General features: G+C 38.1%; 18 protein-coding genes. All 18 read left to right on the top strand.

Annotated elements, in window-relative coordinates:
- The first annotated feature begins 51 nt into the window (after positions 1-51).
- The 18 genes from ABXS75_00535 (at position 52) to wecB (ending at position 19,284) form a co-directional block, all read left to right on the top strand.
- Complete coding sequence (locus tag ABXS75_00535; protein XCP87207.1) at positions 52-657, top strand: class I SAM-dependent methyltransferase; 606 nt, start codon at positions 52-54, stop codon at positions 655-657.
- A 705-nt stretch (positions 658-1,362) separates the two neighbouring features.
- Complete coding sequence (loaP, locus tag ABXS75_00530) at positions 1,363-1,956, top strand: antiterminator LoaP (protein ID XCP85332.1); 594 nt, start codon at positions 1,363-1,365, stop codon at positions 1,954-1,956.
- Positions 1,957-2,126: 170 nt separating this feature from the next.
- Positions 2,127-2,636, top strand: coding sequence for a transcription termination/antitermination NusG family protein (locus ABXS75_00525; GenBank protein XCP85331.1), 510 nt, complete (start codon positions 2,127-2,129; stop codon positions 2,634-2,636).
- 104 nt (positions 2,637-2,740) lie between these two features.
- The gene (locus ABXS75_00520; protein ID XCP85330.1) at positions 2,741-4,024 is read left to right on the top strand and encodes a DegT/DnrJ/EryC1/StrS family aminotransferase; all 1,284 of its coding nucleotides are present in this window, start codon (positions 2,741-2,743) and stop codon (positions 4,022-4,024) included.
- A gap of 11 nt (positions 4,025-4,035) precedes the next feature.
- Positions 4,036-4,692 (top strand): sugar transferase, encoded by a 657-nt coding sequence (locus tag ABXS75_00515; GenBank protein ID XCP85329.1) that lies wholly within the window; start codon positions 4,036-4,038, stop codon positions 4,690-4,692.
- Complete coding sequence (locus ABXS75_00510; protein ID XCP85328.1) at positions 4,689-5,327, top strand: acetyltransferase; 639 nt, start codon at positions 4,689-4,691, stop codon at positions 5,325-5,327. Before ABXS75_00515 ends, ABXS75_00510 begins: the two co-directional genes overlap by 4 nt.
- A 72-nt stretch (positions 5,328-5,399) precedes the next feature.
- Positions 5,400-6,053 (top strand): acetyltransferase, encoded by a 654-nt coding sequence (locus ABXS75_00505; GenBank protein XCP85327.1) that lies wholly within the window; start codon positions 5,400-5,402, stop codon positions 6,051-6,053.
- 144 nt (positions 6,054-6,197) lie between these two features.
- The gene (locus ABXS75_00500) at positions 6,198-7,292 is read left to right on the top strand and encodes a glycosyltransferase family 4 protein (GenBank protein ID XCP85326.1); all 1,095 of its coding nucleotides are present in this window, start codon (positions 6,198-6,200) and stop codon (positions 7,290-7,292) included.
- Positions 7,293-7,342: 50 nt separating this feature from the next.
- Positions 7,343-8,653, top strand: coding sequence for a nucleotide sugar dehydrogenase (locus ABXS75_00495; GenBank protein XCP85325.1), 1,311 nt, complete (start codon positions 7,343-7,345; stop codon positions 8,651-8,653).
- Positions 8,654-8,712: 59 nt separating this feature from the next.
- Entirely contained in the window at positions 8,713-9,687 is a 975-nt protein-coding gene (locus ABXS75_00490; GenBank protein XCP85324.1) for an SDR family oxidoreductase, read from the top strand.
- Positions 9,687-11,051, top strand: coding sequence for a hypothetical protein (locus tag ABXS75_00485; GenBank protein XCP85323.1), 1,365 nt, complete (start codon positions 9,687-9,689; stop codon positions 11,049-11,051). Before ABXS75_00490 ends, ABXS75_00485 begins: the two co-directional genes overlap by 1 nt.
- 187 nt (positions 11,052-11,238) lie before the next feature.
- The gene (locus tag ABXS75_00480) at positions 11,239-12,318 is read left to right on the top strand and encodes a CapA family protein (GenBank protein ID XCP85322.1); all 1,080 of its coding nucleotides are present in this window, start codon (positions 11,239-11,241) and stop codon (positions 12,316-12,318) included.
- Positions 12,319-12,336: 18 nt separating this feature from the next.
- Complete coding sequence (locus ABXS75_00475; GenBank protein XCP85321.1) at positions 12,337-13,506, top strand: glycosyltransferase; 1,170 nt, start codon at positions 12,337-12,339, stop codon at positions 13,504-13,506.
- A gap of 15 nt (positions 13,507-13,521) precedes the next feature.
- Positions 13,522-14,826 carry a hypothetical protein gene (locus ABXS75_00470; GenBank protein XCP85320.1) on the top strand — a complete coding sequence of 435 codons (1,305 nt, stop codon included), beginning with the start codon at positions 13,522-13,524 and terminating at the stop codon, positions 14,824-14,826.
- Positions 14,816-16,363: a lipid II flippase MurJ gene (locus ABXS75_00465; GenBank protein ID XCP85319.1), complete on the top strand. Its 1,548-nt coding sequence runs from the start codon at positions 14,816-14,818 to the stop codon at positions 16,361-16,363. Before ABXS75_00470 ends, ABXS75_00465 begins: the two co-directional genes overlap by 11 nt.
- Before the next feature lie 70 nt (positions 16,364-16,433).
- A complete protein-coding gene (locus ABXS75_00460) occupies positions 16,434-16,907 on the top strand; it encodes a DapH/DapD/GlmU-related protein (GenBank protein ID XCP85318.1) in 474 nt (157 codons plus the stop codon).
- Between the two features lie 20 nt (positions 16,908-16,927).
- Complete coding sequence (locus tag ABXS75_00455; protein ID XCP85317.1) at positions 16,928-17,965, top strand: polysaccharide biosynthesis protein; 1,038 nt, start codon at positions 16,928-16,930, stop codon at positions 17,963-17,965.
- 149 nt (positions 17,966-18,114) lie between these two features.
- Entirely contained in the window at positions 18,115-19,284 is a 1,170-nt protein-coding gene (gene wecB, locus ABXS75_00450; protein XCP85316.1) for a UDP-N-acetylglucosamine 2-epimerase (non-hydrolyzing), read from the top strand.
- The last annotated feature ends 2 nt before the right edge of the window (positions 19,285-19,286 follow it).

The raw sequence follows: 19,286 nt of genomic DNA, 5'->3' as shown, positions 1-19,286 counted from the left end.
ATTTTTGTTATATTTGGAGAGGCAAAATGAAAGAAACAGCAATTTGGGGGAATAAGCAACAAATATGAGAGGAATTTGGAGAGGGTGAGAAATTTGAAACAATCACAAATCACATACTGGTGCCATGAAATCATTCGTTCGCAGGCAGCCAGAGAGGGAGTTTATATCGACGCAACTATGGGAAATGGAAACGATACTTTGCTGCTTTGTGAGCTTGCCGGAAAGAATGGGGAGGTCATAGCCTTTGATATTCAGGATCAGGCGTTGGAAGCGACCAAAGCGTTGCTTACGGATCAGGGATGTCTGGAAAGGGCACGTTTGATTAAGGACGGGCATGAACATATGGACCAGTATGTAAAGAGATGTTCCGCGGATGTCATTTGTTTTAATTTTGGGTATCTTCCCGGAGGGGATCACCGTATTGCGACCTCGGCGGACACTAGTGTGACCGCGATATGTAAAGGGCTGGATATTTTGAAAAATGGTGGAATGATGTGTCTTTGCATTTATAGCGGCGGGGATACGGGATTTGAGGAGAAGGAACGGATTTTGGAGTTTATTAAAAATCTTCCGTCAAGGGAATATGTCGTGATTGTGAATGAATATTATAATCGGGGAAATAATCCTCCGATGCCAGTGTTTATTTTTAAAAAATAGGGTTAATGTTATGGGCCTGGGGCTGAATCAACTGTGGTTTGGTCTCAGGTTTTTTGTTGGCAGGTGTATCTGGGAATGGGGTGGTCAATATCGTGAGGTTGTCCAGTTGAAGGTTCTTTTGATCGCGTAAAATGGAGATTTTGGGATGGTTGCTGAAAAAGGTTCTTAGAGCATGTTAATATAGGAAACGCTATCTTCTAGGTTTCGTAATTCCATTTGCTATTATAACGGGATTCATAGGAAAATTCAACCGCTATCCACAATTTTGTTGCGTTTTGTTAACATTTACCGATTTTACAACAAGCATTTTTCTTTTGAAATGTCGAATATTAAATTTTTATAATATATTTTTGCTGTTTCAGTCAAAGTTCTTGATAATATTAGTTGCTAATCGTGATTGAACGAAAGCTTGGTGGATCTTTATCCTTGCTGACAAGCAGAGGTGAAAGCAGCATGAACTTTCCATATAGTTTTATAATAGAAACTAAATCTATTCATATTTTTTGATTTATGTCATCGTTTTTATGACATCATCGTTTCATGCTATGGTATGTAAGTCAATTTCTTTGCGGAATTTCCAAGTTTTATAACGATATCAATTTTATAATGGCGTGAGAATTTTAATGTAATGGGCAGATTATTACCCCTCAAAAATTTCAAATTAATTGCAATAATAGCAATTTTATAACTCACTTTCACACAAACATGATCAGATTGGCAACGGAAACTCTTAGATTAACATGTTCTAAGAAAGTATTTGCCTATACTATATGGCCTAAAGGAGGGATTCCTATCTGGTATGCATTATATTGTCCCAGAGAGAATGAGCAGGATGTGATACAGATGTGCAGAGAGCATTTGACACATTCGGCGGCGAAAGATATCTTTGCATTTACGTATGATAGGATGCGAAAATATCAGGGCACCTGGCATTTGGAGAAAAAGCCTATGTTTCCAGACTATGTATTTCTGGAGAGTGAAGATTCCGGAAAGTTGTATGAAGAGCTTAGGAATTTCGGGAAAATGGCGAATGTTCAGGATGAGAGTACAACATTTACACCGGTCACTCCGGAAGAGGAAGAAATGTTAAGGCGTCTCTGCGGAAGGCAGCATCATTTGAAAATGTCCAGAGGAATCATTCGGGATGGAGTCACGTTGATTACGGAAGGGCCGCTTATAGGGTTGGAAAATCAGATCCGAAAGATCGACAGGCACAAAAGGCTTGCCCGTGTGGAGCGGAGAAATGGAAATTCTTCTGACTATATTACTGCGGGGTTGGAGATTGTAGAGAAAAGTTGAAGTAATTCTGTTATTTTAATAAACACTGAAACAGGAAATATGTTCTGTGGTAAGGGCCATGGAGTGTGTTAGTTTGAGTAATATTGAGCGTGGAGATGCTGGAAAGTGTTCGGAACTTTTTTATTTAAGTTGCGGATATGGCGAAGCATACCCAAAAAGGAGTTGACGAGGTGTGGTATGTGATTCAGACGATGTCCGGCCAAGAGGACAGTCTGGTGAAAATGGTTAAGAAGCAACTTTCGAAAGAGTGTTATGCGGATTGCTTCTATATAAAAAGAGAATATACGCTTAAAATAGGCGGGGAATATCGGGTTTATCTGAAACCATTGTTCCCGGCTTATGTTTTTATTCAAACGGATTCGCCGGAAGAAGTGTATTTTGAATTGAAAAATATTCCGAAGCTCAGTAAGTTGCTTGCGAGTGAGGGTGAGATGTTTCTGAGGGTGGCGGAGGATGAGCAGGAGTTTTTGGAAAGTATTCAGGATGAGACGCATGTGGTCAGGAGGTCGCTTGTCCGGGTTGATGAGGAAGGGCAGATTGTGGCCGCGGAGGGAGCGCTTGGGGAATATCTGGGATGTATGGTAAGGCAGAGGCTTCGGAAGAGGAGCGTTTGGATAGAGAAGGAGTTGTTGGGGGAAGTGAGGGAGATTTTGTTGGGGGTTCGATTGGAGACGGATTAAAGAAAGCCTAAAAGCACGCTCAGAAGGGGGAGCGAAATGGAACAAGGATTCGCACTGTTTATACCACTTGAAAATATGTAGTTAGAGTAAATGAGGAATGTACGATGTTTGCCAAAAAACATGATATGAAGCCGTTTGAGAAAAAAGTTTGGCTGTCATCGCCGACAATGCACGGTAAGGAGATTAAATATATAACAGAAGCCTACGAGACGAACTGGATGTCTACTGTGGGCGAAAATATAAATAAGGTTGAAAAAATTATTTGTGAAAAGCTGGGCTGTAAGTATGCAGTTGCTTTGTCCGCAGGCACTGCGGCTTTGCACCTGGCAGTAAAACTTGCCGGTGAGATGATGTATGGAAAGCCAGAACTGGGAAAGGGAGCACTTGCCGGACAATATGTTGCATCAAGCGATATGACTTTTGATGCTACGGTTAACCCGGTTGTTTATGAAGGCGGTATCCCTATTTTTATTGACACGGAGTATGATACCTGGAATATGGATCCGGCAGCACTTGAAAAAGCGTTTGAGTTGTATCCGGAAATGAGGGTTGTCGTTATTGCACACCTTTATGGGACACCAGGTAAGATAGACGAACTGAAAGCAATCTGTGCTAGACACGGTGCTGTTATGATCGAAGACGCTGCGGAATCTTTTGGTGCGACTTACAAAGGCGCTCAGACTGGAACATTTGGAACATTCAATGCAATTTCCTTTAATGGGAATAAGATTATCACCGGTTCTTCTGGTGGTATGCTTTTGACAGATGATTTGAATGCGGCAAATAAGGTTCGAAAATGGTCTACACAGTCTAGAGAAAATGCACCATGGTACCAGCATGAGGAACTTGGCTACAACTATCGCATGAGCAATGTGATAGCAGGCGTCGTTCGTGGTCAGCTTCCTTATCTGGAAGAGCATATTGCACAGAAGAAAGCAATTTATGAGCGATACAAAGAAGGTTTAAAGGGGTTGCCGGTGCAGATGAATCCATATGATGAAGTGAATTCTGAACCGAACTACTGGTTAAGCTGTTTGATTATTGATAAAGATGCTATGTGTAAGCAGGTTAGAGGGGAACAGGATGTGCTCTATATCTCAGAGCATGGAAAGAGTTGCCCAACGGAAATTCTGGATGCTATCACAAGCATCAATGCAGAAGGACGTCCAATCTGGAAACCAATGCACGTGCAGCCGATTTACCGTATGAATCCATTTGTGGTTCGGGATGGTAATGGCAGGGCAAGAACAAATGCTTACATTGAGGGTGGTTGTGTCGATGTTGGCATGGATATTTTCAATCGTGGTCTGTGTCTGCCGAGTGATAACAAGATGACGGAAGAACAGCAGGAGAAGGTTATTGAGGTTATTAGGAATTGTTTCATGTAAGAGGTATTCAAATGGAACATAAAAAGGGATTTTATGAAAAGTACATAAAACGTCCACAGGATTTTCTATGTGCATTACTGGCATGCATCGTTTTAAGCCCTGTCATGTTAATTATTGCAATTTTGGTAAGGGTAAAGATTGGGTCGCCGGTTCTTTTTGCACAGGAAAGGCCAGGGTTACACGGTAAGATATTTAAACTGTATAAATTTCGAACAATGACAGATGAAAGAGATGAAAATGGTCAGTTATTGCCGGACGAACAGCGCCTCACACCTTTCGGTAAAATGCTTCGTTCGACTTCTTTAGATGAATTACCAGAATTGGCGGCGATCCTCGTTGGACGGATGTCGGTCTGCGGTCCTCGTCCGTTGCTGGTTAAGTATCTTCAACTATATGACGAACATCAGGTAAGAAGGCATGAGGTTAGACCTGGATTTACAGGATTGGCACAAGTGAATGGCAGAAATTCAATCACATGGGAAGAAAAGTTTGATTATGATGTAGAGTATGTAGATCATATAACATTTCTTGGTGACTGGAAGATTATTTTCATGACCGTATGGACGGTATTGAAACGGGAAGGAATTAATTCTGAAACTTCTGCGACCATGGAAGAGTTTATGGGAACAAAAAGTACCGCCAACGAAAGCATGAGGGTGCAATCATGAGAAAACTGGTAATTATTGGCGCAAGTGGTCATGGTAAAGTCGTGGCAGATATTGCAGTGAGAAATGGGTATGATGAGATCGTTTTCCTTGATGATAACGAATCAGTAAAAGAATGCAGTGATTATCCTGTGGTTGGAAAAAGTGAAGAAGCTGTTTATCAAAAATGTGATGTGATTGTGGCGATTGGAGATGCTTCAATTCGTCAGAGAATACAGAAAAAGCTTGAATATGTTGGCGTGCAGATTGCCACATTGATTCATCCGGATGCTGTCATAGCGGAATTTGTAAAGATTGGAATTGGCACAGTAGTAATGGCAGGTGCTGTTATTAATCCAGAAACGACAATTGGAAAAGGTTGCATCATCAACACCTGTTCATCTGTCGATCATGATTGTGTAATTGGGGATTATGTTCATATTTCTATTGGTGCGCATGTGGCAGGTACAGTCAATGTAGGGGAGAGAACCTGGATTGGTGCAGGAGTAACGGTAAGCAATAATGTAAGCATCTGCGGAGATTGTATGATTGGCGCAGGAGCAGTGGTTATAAGAAATATAAGTAAAGCGGGGATATATTTGGGTGTTCCTGCGGAGGAGAAGAATATGGCAAAAGAAAACGGTCTGGGGGGGGGGTAGTTCCTCCAGACAAGTAAATCCAGAATATTTTATTATGCTTCCAGGAGCAAGTGTGCGTAAGGAGGCAGCATAATGGATATGAGAAATTTATACATAATCGGGGCTGGCGGCTTTGGGAGAGAGGTTGTCTGGCTGATTGAAAGAATTAACAAAGTTAATCTTACCTGGAATCTTAAAGGATTCATTGATGATAACACTTTTTTGTGGGGAAAGAATGAAGGCGAATATCCAGTTTTAGGTGGCTGTGATTATCTGCTAGAGGAAGCTGAAAAAAAAGAGGTATATACGGTTTGTGCCGTGGGCTCTGCAAAAGTCAGGAAGACGATTGTTGAAAAGTTGTCTGGAAAAGTTCAGTTTGCAACTGTAGTCGATCCGGATGTTATTGTTTCCAAAAGAGTAGAAATTGGCGAGGGTTGTATCATTTGTGCTGGGACAATTATTACTGTAGATATTAAAATAGGCAGCCATGTGATTATTAATCTTGATTGTACTATCGGACATGATGGCATTATTCATGATTTTGTGACTATGTATCCAAGTGTCAATGTATCTGGTAATGTAGAAATTGGCGAATGTAGCGAATTGGGAACCGGGATGCAGATTATTCAGGGAAAAAAGATTGGTACAGGAAGTATTGTAGGTGCTGGAGCAGTAGTTGTTAAAGATATTCCAGACAGGTGTACTGCGTTGGGAAGCCCGGCAAAACCAATCAAATTTTTTGAATAGAAGGAAAGAGACGATGAACGTTTGACTTATGGCTATGTTGAGGTTTGAGCTTCCTAAAAGACAAAATATAGATACTGATTAGACCGTCACAAAAGGAATATAGATAATGTTTCTAATTTGGATATTGAGAGAGGATTCGTAATTATGAAGATATTGATATTGGCTAATATTGATATGGGTTTGTACAAGTTTCGACGTGAGCTACTAGAGACTCTTGTCGAGAAACATGAAGTGTACTTTTGTGTTCCGGGCGGAGAGTTTGTGGAGAAAATTGAGGCTATTGGGTGCAAATTTGTTTCTTGCAATGTGTTGGATCGAAGAAGTACTAATCCAATTAAAGATTTGAAACTCGTTCATTTCTACAGAAAAACTATTTCAAATATTAAACCTGATGTTGTGTTAACCTATACGATTAAGCCGAATGTATATGGAGGGTTGGTATGCGGTCGAAAAGGAATTCCATACATCGCAAATGTGACAGGGCTTGGTACAACGATTGAAAATGGGGGCCTGTTGGCAACCATATCAATATCTTTATATAAGATTGGATTAAAGAAAGCAAACTGTATTTTCTTCCAGAATAAAAGCAACCTAAAGCTATTTGAAGACAAAGGTATAGTGAAAGGGAAGACAAGGTTGATTCCGGGATCAGGTGTAAATTTGGATACATATTGTTTGGAACCATATCCTTCAGATTCGGAAGGTATTCATTTCTTATTTGTTGGACGCATAATGAAAGATAAGGGAATAGAAGAACTTTTACAGGCCATACATGTTATCCACAATGAAAATAAAAATGTTGTTTTGGATATTGTAGGATGGGGGGATGAAGATTATTCAAAAGCTTTAGAAAAGGCGGAAAAGGCAGGCGAGATAGTAAATTATGGGCGTCAGAATATTGTGCATCCATTTTATGCCAAATGTCATTGCATTGTTCTGCCTTCTTACCATGAAGGTATGGCAAATGTACTGCTTGAAGCGTCTGCAACTGGGCGACCAGTGATTGCTACAAGAATTCCAGGATGTCAAGAAGCATTTGATGAAAATATAACAGGCTATGGTTGCGAAGTCAAAAGTGTGGACAGTTTGATTGAAGCGATGCGTTTGTTTTTGTTAACTACACAGAATCAGCGTAGGGAAATGGGGGGTGCGGCAAGAAAAAAAATGATGAGGGAATATGACCGAAATATTGTTATAAATGCATATAAGCAAGAAATCGAATATGCTGCTCAAAGGTAATTTGCAAATTAAAAAAGAAAGAACTGGAAAGGGTAGAAGGAGAAAACAAAATGAAACTTTATAATCAGCTTATTACTAAAAAAGAAAAATTATCTTTGGTGGGGCTTGGATATGTTGGTATGCCTATAGCTGTGGCTTTTGCAAAAAAAATTAATGTTATAGGATTTGATTTAAATACTAAGAAGATTGATTTGTACAAGAGCGGAATTGATCCTACACATGAGGTAGGAGATGGGGCAATAAGCAATACAACAGTAGAGTTTACTGCAGATGAATCGAAACTTCGTGAAGCAAAGTTTCATATTGTAGCGGTACCAACACCGGTTAATGATGATCACACGCCAGATTTAACTCCTGTAGAGAGCGCAAGTATTATTCTTGGAAGAAATTTAACGACAGGTTCTGTTGTAGTTTTTGAGTCAACAGTTTACCCGGGTGTTACAGAGGAAGTATGCGTTCCTATTCTTGAAAAAGAGTCCGGACTAAAATGTGGGGTTGATTTTAAAATTGGTTATTCGCCAGAGCGTATTAATCCAGGTGATAAGGTTCACAGACTTGAAACAATAACAAAGATTGTATCAGGTATGGACGAAGAAACGTTAGAATGCGTGGCAAAGGTTTATGAGTTAGTGGTGGATGCAGGGGTTCATCGCGCAGAGAGTATTAAGGTTGCAGAAGCTGCTAAGGTTATTGAGAATAGCCAAAGAGATATTAATATTGCTTTTATGAATGAATTGTCAATTATATTTAATAGAATGGGTATTGATACAAAAGCTGTTTTGGAAGCTGCCGGTACGAAATGGAATTTTCTTAAATTTTACCCGGGACTTGTAGGAGGGCATTGTATAGGAGTAGATCCTTACTATTTGACGTATAAAGCAGAAATGATGGGATATCACAGCCAGATTATTTTATCCGGAAGAAGGATTAATGATGATATGGGAAAGTATGTGGCAGAGAACTGTGTTAAGAATTTGATTTCAGCTGACAAAGCAGTAAAAGGGGCAAAGGTTGCTATTTTAGGCTTTACTTTTAAGGAAAATTGTCCAGATACTAGAAATACAAAAATTGTTGATATCGTTAGCGAACTCAATGAGTACGGTATTGATCCACTTATTGCTGACCCAGAGGCAGATTCTGATGAAGCAAAACAATTATACGGTATTGAATTTGTAGATATGAGTACCATTAAGGATATGGATGCAATTGTTTTGGCGGTTGCTCATACCGAATTTTGTAATTTTTCAATATCTGAAATGAATAGCTTTTTTGGCACTGGGACAAAGGTACTTCTTGATATTAAGGGACTTCTGAATCGTAAAGAGTATGAAGCTGCTGGATATATATACTGGAGATTATAAAGTGACTGGAGAGATATAATATATTATCTGTCCTTATAGAATTTATTGGAGGATTATAGATGGGTTATCAAAATGTAAAATTTCATGAAGACAGCTTATTTCTGGTTACTGGCGGAGCTGGCTTTATTGGATCGAATCTTTGTGAAGCGATTCTTAAACTTGGATATAAAGTGCGCTGTCTGGATGATTTATCTACGGGCAAGCAGGCCAATGTTGATATGTTTATGGATAATTCTAACTATGAGTTTATTAAAGGTGACATTAAAGATTTTGAAACATGTATGAGTGCCTGTGAAGGTGTTGATTATGTACTTAATCAGGCTGCATGGGGGTCTGTGCCACGTTCAATTGAGATGCCTTTGTTTTATTGTACTAATAATATTATGGGGACGTTGAATATGATGGAGGCATCAAGGCAAAATAGAGTTAAAAAGTTTGTGTATGCTTCTAGTTCTTCTGTTTATGGGGACGAGCCTAATCTGCCAAAGAAAGAGGGCAGGGAAGGAAATTTGCTTTCTCCTTATGCAGTATCAAAACGTGCCGATGAAGAATGGGCGAAGCAGTATACCCGTCATTACGGCCTTGATACCTATGGACTACGTTATTTTAATGTGTTTGGACGCAGGCAAGATCCGAATGGAGCCTATGCTGCGGTTATTCCTAAGTTTATCAAACAACTATTACACGGTGAGGTTCCGACGATTAATGGTGATGGAAAGCAGAGTCGTGATTTCACATATATTGAAAATGTTATTGAAGCAAATCTGAAGGCGTGTTTGGCTCCGACAGAAGCTGCAGGAGAAGCATTTAACATTGCATATGGTGGACGAGAATATCTTCTTGACATTTATTATGGTTTAACTGAGGCGCTTGGTGTCGATGCAGAGCCTGTCTTTGGACCTGAGCGGGCAGGCGATATTAAGCATAGTAATGCTGATATATCTAAAGCGAAGAAATTGCTGGGATATGATCCGGATTGGAGCTTTGACAGGGGAATCAAGGCGGCGATTGAATGGTACAAGGAGAATTTGTGATGGGAACACTGGGAAAAATTTATGATAAATCACCAATTTTCTTTCAGAATATCATGTGTTCAGCTAAGGGTTTTCAGCAACATAGAGAGAGGTATGGGAAGAATTATTGGGAATATAGAGATTATTTCAAAAAATTCGATGCACTGCCATTAAATGAACAAGAAGAATTACAAATATCTAAATTACGAGAATTAATCAAATATGCAGTTGAAAAGTCTGAATTTTACAGGGATTTATATCAGGGGATCAATATTGATTCAATTCGATCTATAGATGATTTGAAGCAGCTCCCTGTTGTTGATAAAGAAACATTAAGAAGCCATATTGATACAGTAATGACAATTCCTGAGAAGGGTGCAGTAATCCAGCATACTGGAGGGACTACAGGAAAGTCCTTAATTGTACGGATGACAGCAGACGATATGAACCAACGCATGGCCATGTTGGATAATTTTAAGGCGAGGGTCGGGTTTGAACATCTTAAAATGCGCCGTGCAACTTTTAATGGAAAACATATTGTCCCACCGAATCAAAAGAAGAAGGTGTTTTGGCGCTACAATGCAGCCTGCAAGCAGATGATTTATTCATCATTTCATCTGACGGAAGAGAATATGGGGGCATATGTAGAGAGCTTGAATAAATTTCAGCCAATTGCCTTAGATGGTTTTTTTACTTCTGTGTGTGATTTGGCAAGCTATATCGAAAGAAAAGGAATAACAATCAAATTTCATCCAATTGCAATATTTCCGACATCAGAAACATTAACATCATCTGGCAGAGAATTATTGGAAAGAGTATTTGGGTGCAAGGTATATGACCAGTACGCCTCCAGCGAAGGAGCTCCTTTTGTGACGGAGTGTGTTAACCAAGTCCTCCACATGGAATTAGCGTCCGGTGTGTTTGAACATATAGATGAATCTGAAACAGAAGTTTTAGTTACCAGTTTTACAACACATGGAACACCTCTGATTCGCTATAGGATAGGGGACAGAATGAGATTTCCATCATTAAAAAAATGTAATTGCGGACTGTGTGGGCCAATAGTTGATGAGATTCAAGGTAGACAGCTTGATTTTTTGTATACAGCGGATGGTGCAAAAATCAATGCTGGAAATGTTGCTAATTTATTGAAGAACATTCCGAATGCGGTTATCCGTGCACAGTTTATCCAGAAACGTATGGATGAAATAACGGTACTTCTTGAAGTGGAAAAAGGTGTTTACAATAAAAAACATGAAGAACTTCTTCTTGATGAATTTGAACATAAGTTCGGTAAGAGTATGAAGATAAATATAAAAATTGTTGACAATATTTTAAGGGAAAGCAGTGGAAAGTTTAGAATGATTAGGAATGAAGTTCAGTGATATTGTAAAACATCTTTTCAATTATTCTGCATGGTTAATGGGAATTATAGTAAATGCGTTATGACTTCGATTATAATGTTCAGAGAGATTTTGGAGCATATGTAGATAATTATGTATGGCATGATGAATCTGTTTTTGTGCCAGATGAGATTGTTGAAATGATTTACCGGAAAGTGAGATAGGGAAAATGAAGATTGCTTTTTTGGGAGATACAGCATTATTTGGGAAAAATACAACAAGTAATTCAAAATATCATAAAAGATTTGAAACTATTAGAGAACTACTTCAACAATGTGACTATGTTGTGGCAAACCTTGAAAGTCCATTAACGAGTCAAACTAGAACGGTAGGGGGGAAATCTGCATACCTAAAAGGCAATACATCGGATGTCGAATTGTTGAAATTCCTAAATATCACGCATGTAACATTGGCGAATAATCATATGTATGATTATAGAGCTCAGGGAATGATGGATACAATTCAAGTACTTGAGAAGAATAATATTGAATGGTATGGGGTGGACAGCAAATCGACTGTTATTGAGGGTGATAATTCCAGTATTATTCTTATGGGATATTGTTGTTATTCTACTAATGGGAAAGGGCTGGGAGTAAAAAAATCATATGTAAATGTACTTGATCCTATTATTATTGAAAAAGAACTTATAGAAGCTGAAAAAAAGAATATGCTTCCAATTCTTTCGTTACATTGGGGTCAGGAGCATGTACATTATCCAAATTATGATCATATTGAACTGGCGAGAAAATTATGTAAAGCTCGAAAAATTTTGATACATGGACATCATCCTCATGTGATACAAGGAATTGAAGAAGTTGGGGAAAGTGTTATTGCATATAGTCTTGGAAACTTTTGCTTTGATGATGTTTATACAAAAAAATCAACTTCGCCACTAGTAAAATTATCGAAAGATAATCAAGAATCTTTTGTTATGATTGTTGATATTTCGAATAATACTATAAATAATTATAAGATAATTCCATTCTCGTTTGAAGGTGAAGTGTACGAAATAGAAAATAGTATAATGGATAAGATTGTGGAGTGGTCGAACTTCTTAAATGTGCCGAGTGACGAATATGTAAGAAAGAGATCAAGAGATCTTACAACATATATCAATAAAAGAAAGAAATTACGCAATTTAGAATGGTACTTAAAGAGATTAAATTTAGAGAGCATTAAGATGATTGTGGGAAGTAAAAAGAATTTGGAGAAGTATAATCAGTTAATTAAAAAGTACATCTCGCAATAACTTAGATGGTAGGAAACGATGGAAAATAAGATAATTATATATTTGGGAAATTTCGGTAGACCAGAAAAAAATGCTGCAGGGAAAAGGGTATATGGTAATACCTTACTATTTAATAAGCTGGGATACAGGGTTATTCTTATAGGAAAAAGTAAAAATGATGAAGAATCTAATGATCCTATTAAATATGGAGATAACATTGAGTTTTATTCGTTTCCAAAATGTAGTCTGTATAAGACATCAGTTTTTATTGACTATGTAAGCAAGGTAATAAAAAAAGTTGGAGTCCCCGGGTATATTATAAGATATGGCTCACCAGGATTAGCGGAATTTGATAGAAGGCTTTTATCATTTTGTAAGAATAGAAAGATTAAGTTAATAGCCGATGTTGTAGACTGGTTGCCTTCTGGAGGAGATAATATCTTTTTCAATTTTATCAAAGGTACAGATACATTTTTGGAGAAAGGTATCTACAATAGAAGAAGTGATGGAATAATCGCTATAAGTTCATACCTTTCTGATTATTATTATCAACGAGGATGTAGAACTGTAGTTATTCCGCCAATTGTTGAGGATTATTCTGAGAATAACGGTGACAATTCGGCTATTAGAGTGGTTTATGCTGGTATCCCATTCAGAATGGGAAGAAAGATAAAAAGTCCGGCTGAAGTGAAGGATAGACTAGATCTAGCTGTTCGGGGAATTGCCAGGGTTATAAAAAGAGGCGTGTGTGTAGACTTTGACATATATGGAATTACAAAAGAGCAATATTTAACAGCATATCCGAAAGATAAACAGATAATACAGGAAATTAATGAAATTAGATTCCATGGAAAAGAAAGTATGGAATTCGTCCAAGATGCAGTGAATTGTGCGGATTTTACTATCTTGCTAAGGGACAGAAATCGCGCTACTATGGCTGGATTTCCGACTAAGGTTGTAGAAAGCATTTCGTGTGGGACACCTGTTATAACTACAAACACCAGCGATCTTGACAAATACATACTAAATGAGAGAACGGGTTTTATTATCGAATCAAAAGGAGAAGAAAATATTGTAGATGAATTAGAAGAGATTTTGGGGTGTGATAAATCCCTGTTAAAGACAATGAAAAAGTATTGTTTTGAGAGCAGACAATTTTGTTACGAAAAATATGAAGAGGCCATAAAAGGTTTTATTGCAGGTCTATAAAGGTAAGTGATTGATATGACAAATAGATCAGAAATTTACAAAAGACAACAAAATTTTCCCTTGAAGGTCGCCGTGGTATATTATATTGCAACGGTGATGCTTAGTATCATAGGACCTATTAAGTATTTCAATGGCGAGTACAAATATTGGCTTGTATTACCATTTATGGCGGGGGTATGTATTTGTTTATATTTTGGATATTATGTTGGGAAACATACGAAACCAAAGACTAATACATTTAATTCCAATACATATATTAATTATAAAGAAGCAATTCTCTTAAGAAGAGCATTGACTGTTTCGATAGTATCTCTTGTGATTGAGTTCGGATATGTTCTTGCAATGGGACATTTTTCTTTCAGTCTGACGAGTCTGGGAAACCTGTACAATACGAGAATCGAGGATAATGCAAATATCGTAATTTTAATTCGTTTTTTGTGTGCAGCTTTTAGAATGATTGCGAATGCATTGGGAATATATAAGTTCAGGGAATCATCACCAAACATTAAAAAACTCATTGTTCTCAATGTAGTTTTATATATTTTAGTGTTCCTCTTTGGATATGGAAATCAAAAAGGAGTCAGTGACATAGTAATATACTTTGCAGTTGCTATTTATGTTACGAGGATGCACGCAGGTAAAAAAAACAGCAAAAAATCTATAAGGATTATTGCTGTTATACTAATTGGAGCGCTCTTTCTGTTTTCGTATATGCAGTATTTGAGATATAAACCTATGGGGATAAATGCCTCAAACTTCCACTTGCATTCTTCTGGAGAATATTATTTTGATACCAACCATATTATATTTAAGGTTTTTGGTGAAAAATTAGGATTTGGTATGGCGAGCATTATGTCAGGCTATCTTTCTCAGGGATATTATGGGTTATCTTTGTGTATGCAGTTGCCATTTGAATGGTCGTTTGGTATAGGCAGCTCATATGCACTCACTAGATTATTAAGTAAATTTGGTATATCAGGGATATATGAAAGAACATACTTAAGTAGAATGACGGAAAACTTTAGAAGAAATGGCTTGAGATCATGGAACACGATTTTCCCTTGGTTAGCTTCAGATTATACTTGGATTGGTGCCATGATATTCTTTGTGTTTGTAGGGTACTTTTTATCAAAAGCATGGAAAGAGGTTATTGAGAACGATAATATTATTTCTTATCTTGTTGTTGTTAATGTTTTTGTACTTATTCTATTTACACCTGCAAATAATCAGTTGTTTCATGGGTATGACTCGTTTATTTCTACATGGTTCCTGATTGTTTTTTGGTTGCTTTTTAGGGGAAGGTATATGCATGAACGGTAAAATAGCTAGAGCTAGTCTGTTATTATTTATAATAACAGTTATTTCAAAAATAGTGGCATTTTTTGTGACAATCATATTTTCATATTATTTTGGCACAGATGTTGTTACAGACGCATATTATGCGGCGGGAACGATTCCAAATCTTGTAAATAATTCCCTGACAATATGCGTGCTTACTTTGTTTATTCCTATATATACAAAGTGTCGGAGCGAAGGCGGAAATCAGCAGGCAGATGAATTTACTTCAAATGTTCTGAATGCTTTTGTAATGTTCAATATAGTTCTGTTCATAGCAGTAAGCGTGTCTGCACCTGTTTTAGCAAAGCTGGTTGCACCCGGGTTTTCAGAAGAAGGCTTATTGCACACAAGGAGAATGATATGTCTGTTGTCCATGTCATTTCCGTTTACCGTTGCTGCATACACACTAAATAACTTATGCAATGCAAATCAAAGATATGTGCTCCCGGCACTTCTTACGCTTTTTAATCATATATTTATCATCATATTAAATATAGTCCTTGCTCCGGTGTTTGGAATTTATTCCTATCCATTTATTTGCACAGGAGCATGGATAGTGCAGTTGGCAATTCTGTATTCCTGGTCAAGAGGGCGTCTCTTTCAGCATAAGTTAATTATTAATTTAAAGGATTCCTACTTCAAATATATATTAAAAATGTCAATTCCCGTGATGGTTACAACTGCGGCTGATCAGATTAATCTGGCTGCGGATAATATCATTAGTTCGGATTTGCCAGGCGGTTCTTTAAGTTGCTTAGGTTATGCTCACAGGATTTTTAATTCAATCAATGGTATTGTAACATCTACATTACTGACAATATATTATCCTATTATTTCTCGCCAATATGCTGAAAAAGATAAAGATGGGTTGAATCGAAGTCTCAGAAGGTATTTTGAGATAATGCTTCTTTTGACACTTCCAATCACATTACTGTTAATTGGTAATTCCGATGGAGTTATTAAGTTGCTGTTTCACCGGGGCGCTATGAAGGCAGATGATGTTTCCAAAATATCGATTTTATTTACTATTTATGTTTGTGGCCTTTTATTTATGTCACTCAAAGAATTTGCCACAAGGTTATTCTATATTATTGGTGATACAAAACAGCCGACAATAATTAATTCGTTGTGCGTTGTAATGAATATTTGTTTGAGTCTGACATTAAAGCAATTCTGGGAGATATTTGGTATTGCCATTGCGACAACGGTTTCTACTGTGATTTGTGCCCTGATTGAATGTTTCTATCTGATAAAAAGGGCAGGAGGTATTGAGGCAATAAAGCGACACAAGATATTCGACAAAAAAGGAATAGTACAAATTGTAATAGCATGTATAGCGGCGATGATTATAATGATTATAGTACAAAGATTTTTGCCGATTAGCAGCAATATAGTTAGTATTCTATCATCGGGATTTATTTATGTAGTTGTTGCATTTGGGGTTTTATGTGGTTTGAAGAATGAATACACAAAGGTGATATTATCAAGAATTAAAAAAGGTAAGGAGCAAAACAGATGAATATTAGAAGGTTAATTAGCAAGATTAAAGGAAAATATCTTCATAGGTTCAAGCCACTAAAATATGCTAGATGTGTAGGTGTAAATTTCCCAGCGGGGGGGTACATTTATACGGAGATATTAGTTGGGGAACAGAGCCTTGGATAATTACACTTGGGGATAATGTCCACATTACAACAGGAGTGAAATTCATTACTCACGATGGCGGAACTCTTTTGTATAGGCATCTCATTCCCGATCTTGAAATTACAAAACCTATTACTATCGGAAATGGTGTTTATATTGGAAATAATGTTATTCTTCTTCCGGGCGTAACGGTAGGCAATAATGTTGTAATCGGTGCGGGAGCTATCGTTACGAAGGATATTCCTGATAATTCTGTTGCTGTGGGAGTTCCGGCAAGAGTAATCAAATCAGCTGATGAATATCTCGAAAAAATACAAAAAGAATCCCTACATCTTGGACATTTGAAAGGCGAAGAGAAAGACAGAGCATTAATGAAACACTATGGATATGTTGGTGATTCAAAAGGTATATATTTCTAAGAACAGAGGAGAAATACAATATGTCAGTATTTAATGGATCGACACTTATGATAACAGGAGGGACAGGTAGTTTTGGCAATGCTGTCTTAAAGCATTTTTTAGCAACTGATGTGGGACAGGTTCGCATTTTTTCACGAGATGAAAAAAAGCAGGATGATATGAGACATGAATTACAGGCAAAATACCCGGATTACGCAGGTAAAGTGAAATTTTATGTTGGGGATGTTCGTGATTCGCAATCTGTTGCAGATGCCATGCCGGGGGTAGATTATATTTTCCATGCAGCGGCCTTGAAACAAGTTCCAAGTTGCGAATTTTTCCCTATGCAGGCAGTGAGGACAAATGTGGAAGGAACAGATAATGTTCTACATGCCGCAATTAATGCAGGTGTTAAACGTGTGGTATGCTTATCTACAGATAAGGCTGCATATCCAATCAATGCAATGGGAATCTCAAAAGCAATGATGGAGCATGTTATTTATGCAAATGCAAGAGTAGCGGCTGAGCGTGGCGGGACTGTAATTTGCTGTACAAGATATGGTAATGTCATGTGTTCCAGAGGGTCCGTGATTCCACTTTTTATTGATCAAATTAAGGCCGGTAGTCCAATCACCATAACTAATCCGGCGATGACTCGATTCCTAATGAATCTTGATGAAGCTGTAGAGTTGGTGCGATTCGCATTTGAACACGCTAATCCGGGAGATTTATTTATTCAGAAAGCGGATGCTTCCACTATAGGGAATCTTGCAAAAGGGCTTCAGCAGTTATTTGGAGATACGGGTACAAACATTATAGGCACCCGCCATGGAGAGAAGCTCTATGAGACACTTATGACACGGGAAGAACGATTGCGTTCGGAAGATATGGGACAGTATTTTCGTGTTACAGCTGATAACAGGGATTTAAATTATGAAAAGTATTTTGTCAAAGGACAAGTAATGACAGAGGCAGAAGAGTCATATACTTCGCACAATACTACTCTTCTTGATGTAGATGGAGTGGTGAAGAAGATTTTGACTACAGACTATGTGAGAGAAGCATTGGGAGATAAATAATGTCAGGGATAATAGCTTTATCGCTACTAAGCCAAAAGTTCAGCGCTTAATTTTTCCGACTCAATTTAAAGTAGTCTAATAAAGGTGAACATGAGTGGCAGATAAGATATAATAAATCCTATCTAGAAAAGATGCTGGAGGAAACAGTGATGTATGATTTTAATTGGAAAGAAAACGGCGAAATTAAACTTCTAATCATAGTAGGCACACGCCCAGAGATCATCCGTCTGGTAGCGACCATCAAGCGCTGCCGCGAATATTTCGACTGCTGTGTGGCCCACACCGGTCAGAACTACGACAAAAATTTAAACGATATTTTCTGGTCAGATTTTGATCTGGGTGGACCTGACATATATTTGAATGTAGTTGGTGAAAACCTGGGGCAGACTTGTGGCAACGTGATTGCTCGTTCCTTTGAACTGATGTCAGCAATCAAACCGGATGCGCTTCTTGTGTTGGGTGACACAAATTCCTGTTTGTCGGCAATTTCTGCAAAACGTCTTCATATTCCAATTTTCCATATGGAGGCCGGTAATAGATGTAAGGATGAGTGTTTGCCAGAAGAAACGAACCGTCGTATTGTGGATGTTATTTCCGATGTAAATTTGCCGTATTCTGAGCCAGCAAGAAAGTATCTGCATGAACTTGGTATGCCGAAAGAGCGCACCTATGTGACAGGATCTCCAATGGCGGAGGTGCTCCGTGGAAACTTAGACAAAATTAAGGTATCCAATGTTCTGGAACGTTTTGACCTGGAGGAAGATGGCTATATTCTGCTTTCTGCACATCGAGAGGAAAATATTGATACCGACAAAAATTTTACTTCTCTATTTAATGCAATCAATGCTTTGGCAGAAAGATATGATGTGCCAATTCTGTATTCTTGCCACCCTCGTTCGCGTAAGAAACTGGAAGCGTCAGGATTTAAACTGGATCCTCGTGTCAGAGTGAATGAACCGCTTGGTTTTAATGACTACAACCGTCTCCAGATGAATGCTTTGGCTATTGTATCCGATTCCGGCACACTCCCGGAAGAAAGTTCGTTCTATCTTTCTATCGGTCATCCAATAGCGGCGGTGTGTATCCGAACTTCTACTGAACGTCCGGAAGCAATGGAAGCCGGGAATTTTATTCTTGCTGGTATTTCCACGAAAGAGTTGCTACAGGCAACCGATATGGCAATCACGATGAAGAAGAATGGTGTGTTCGGTCATCCATGTGGTGATTATACGGATGAGTGCGTGAGTATGAAGATCGTTCGTATTATTCAGAGCTATGTAAATGTTGTAAATAAGATGGTGTGGAGAAAAGATGTCTGATA

The sequence above is a fragment of the Roseburia hominis genome (assembly GCA_040702975.1).
Lineage (GTDB): Bacteria > Bacillota > Clostridia > Lachnospirales > Lachnospiraceae > Allocoprococcus > Allocoprococcus hominis_A.
Note: the sequence above shows the minus strand (reverse complement) of the source record. Positions and strands in the feature narration are given on the sequence as shown.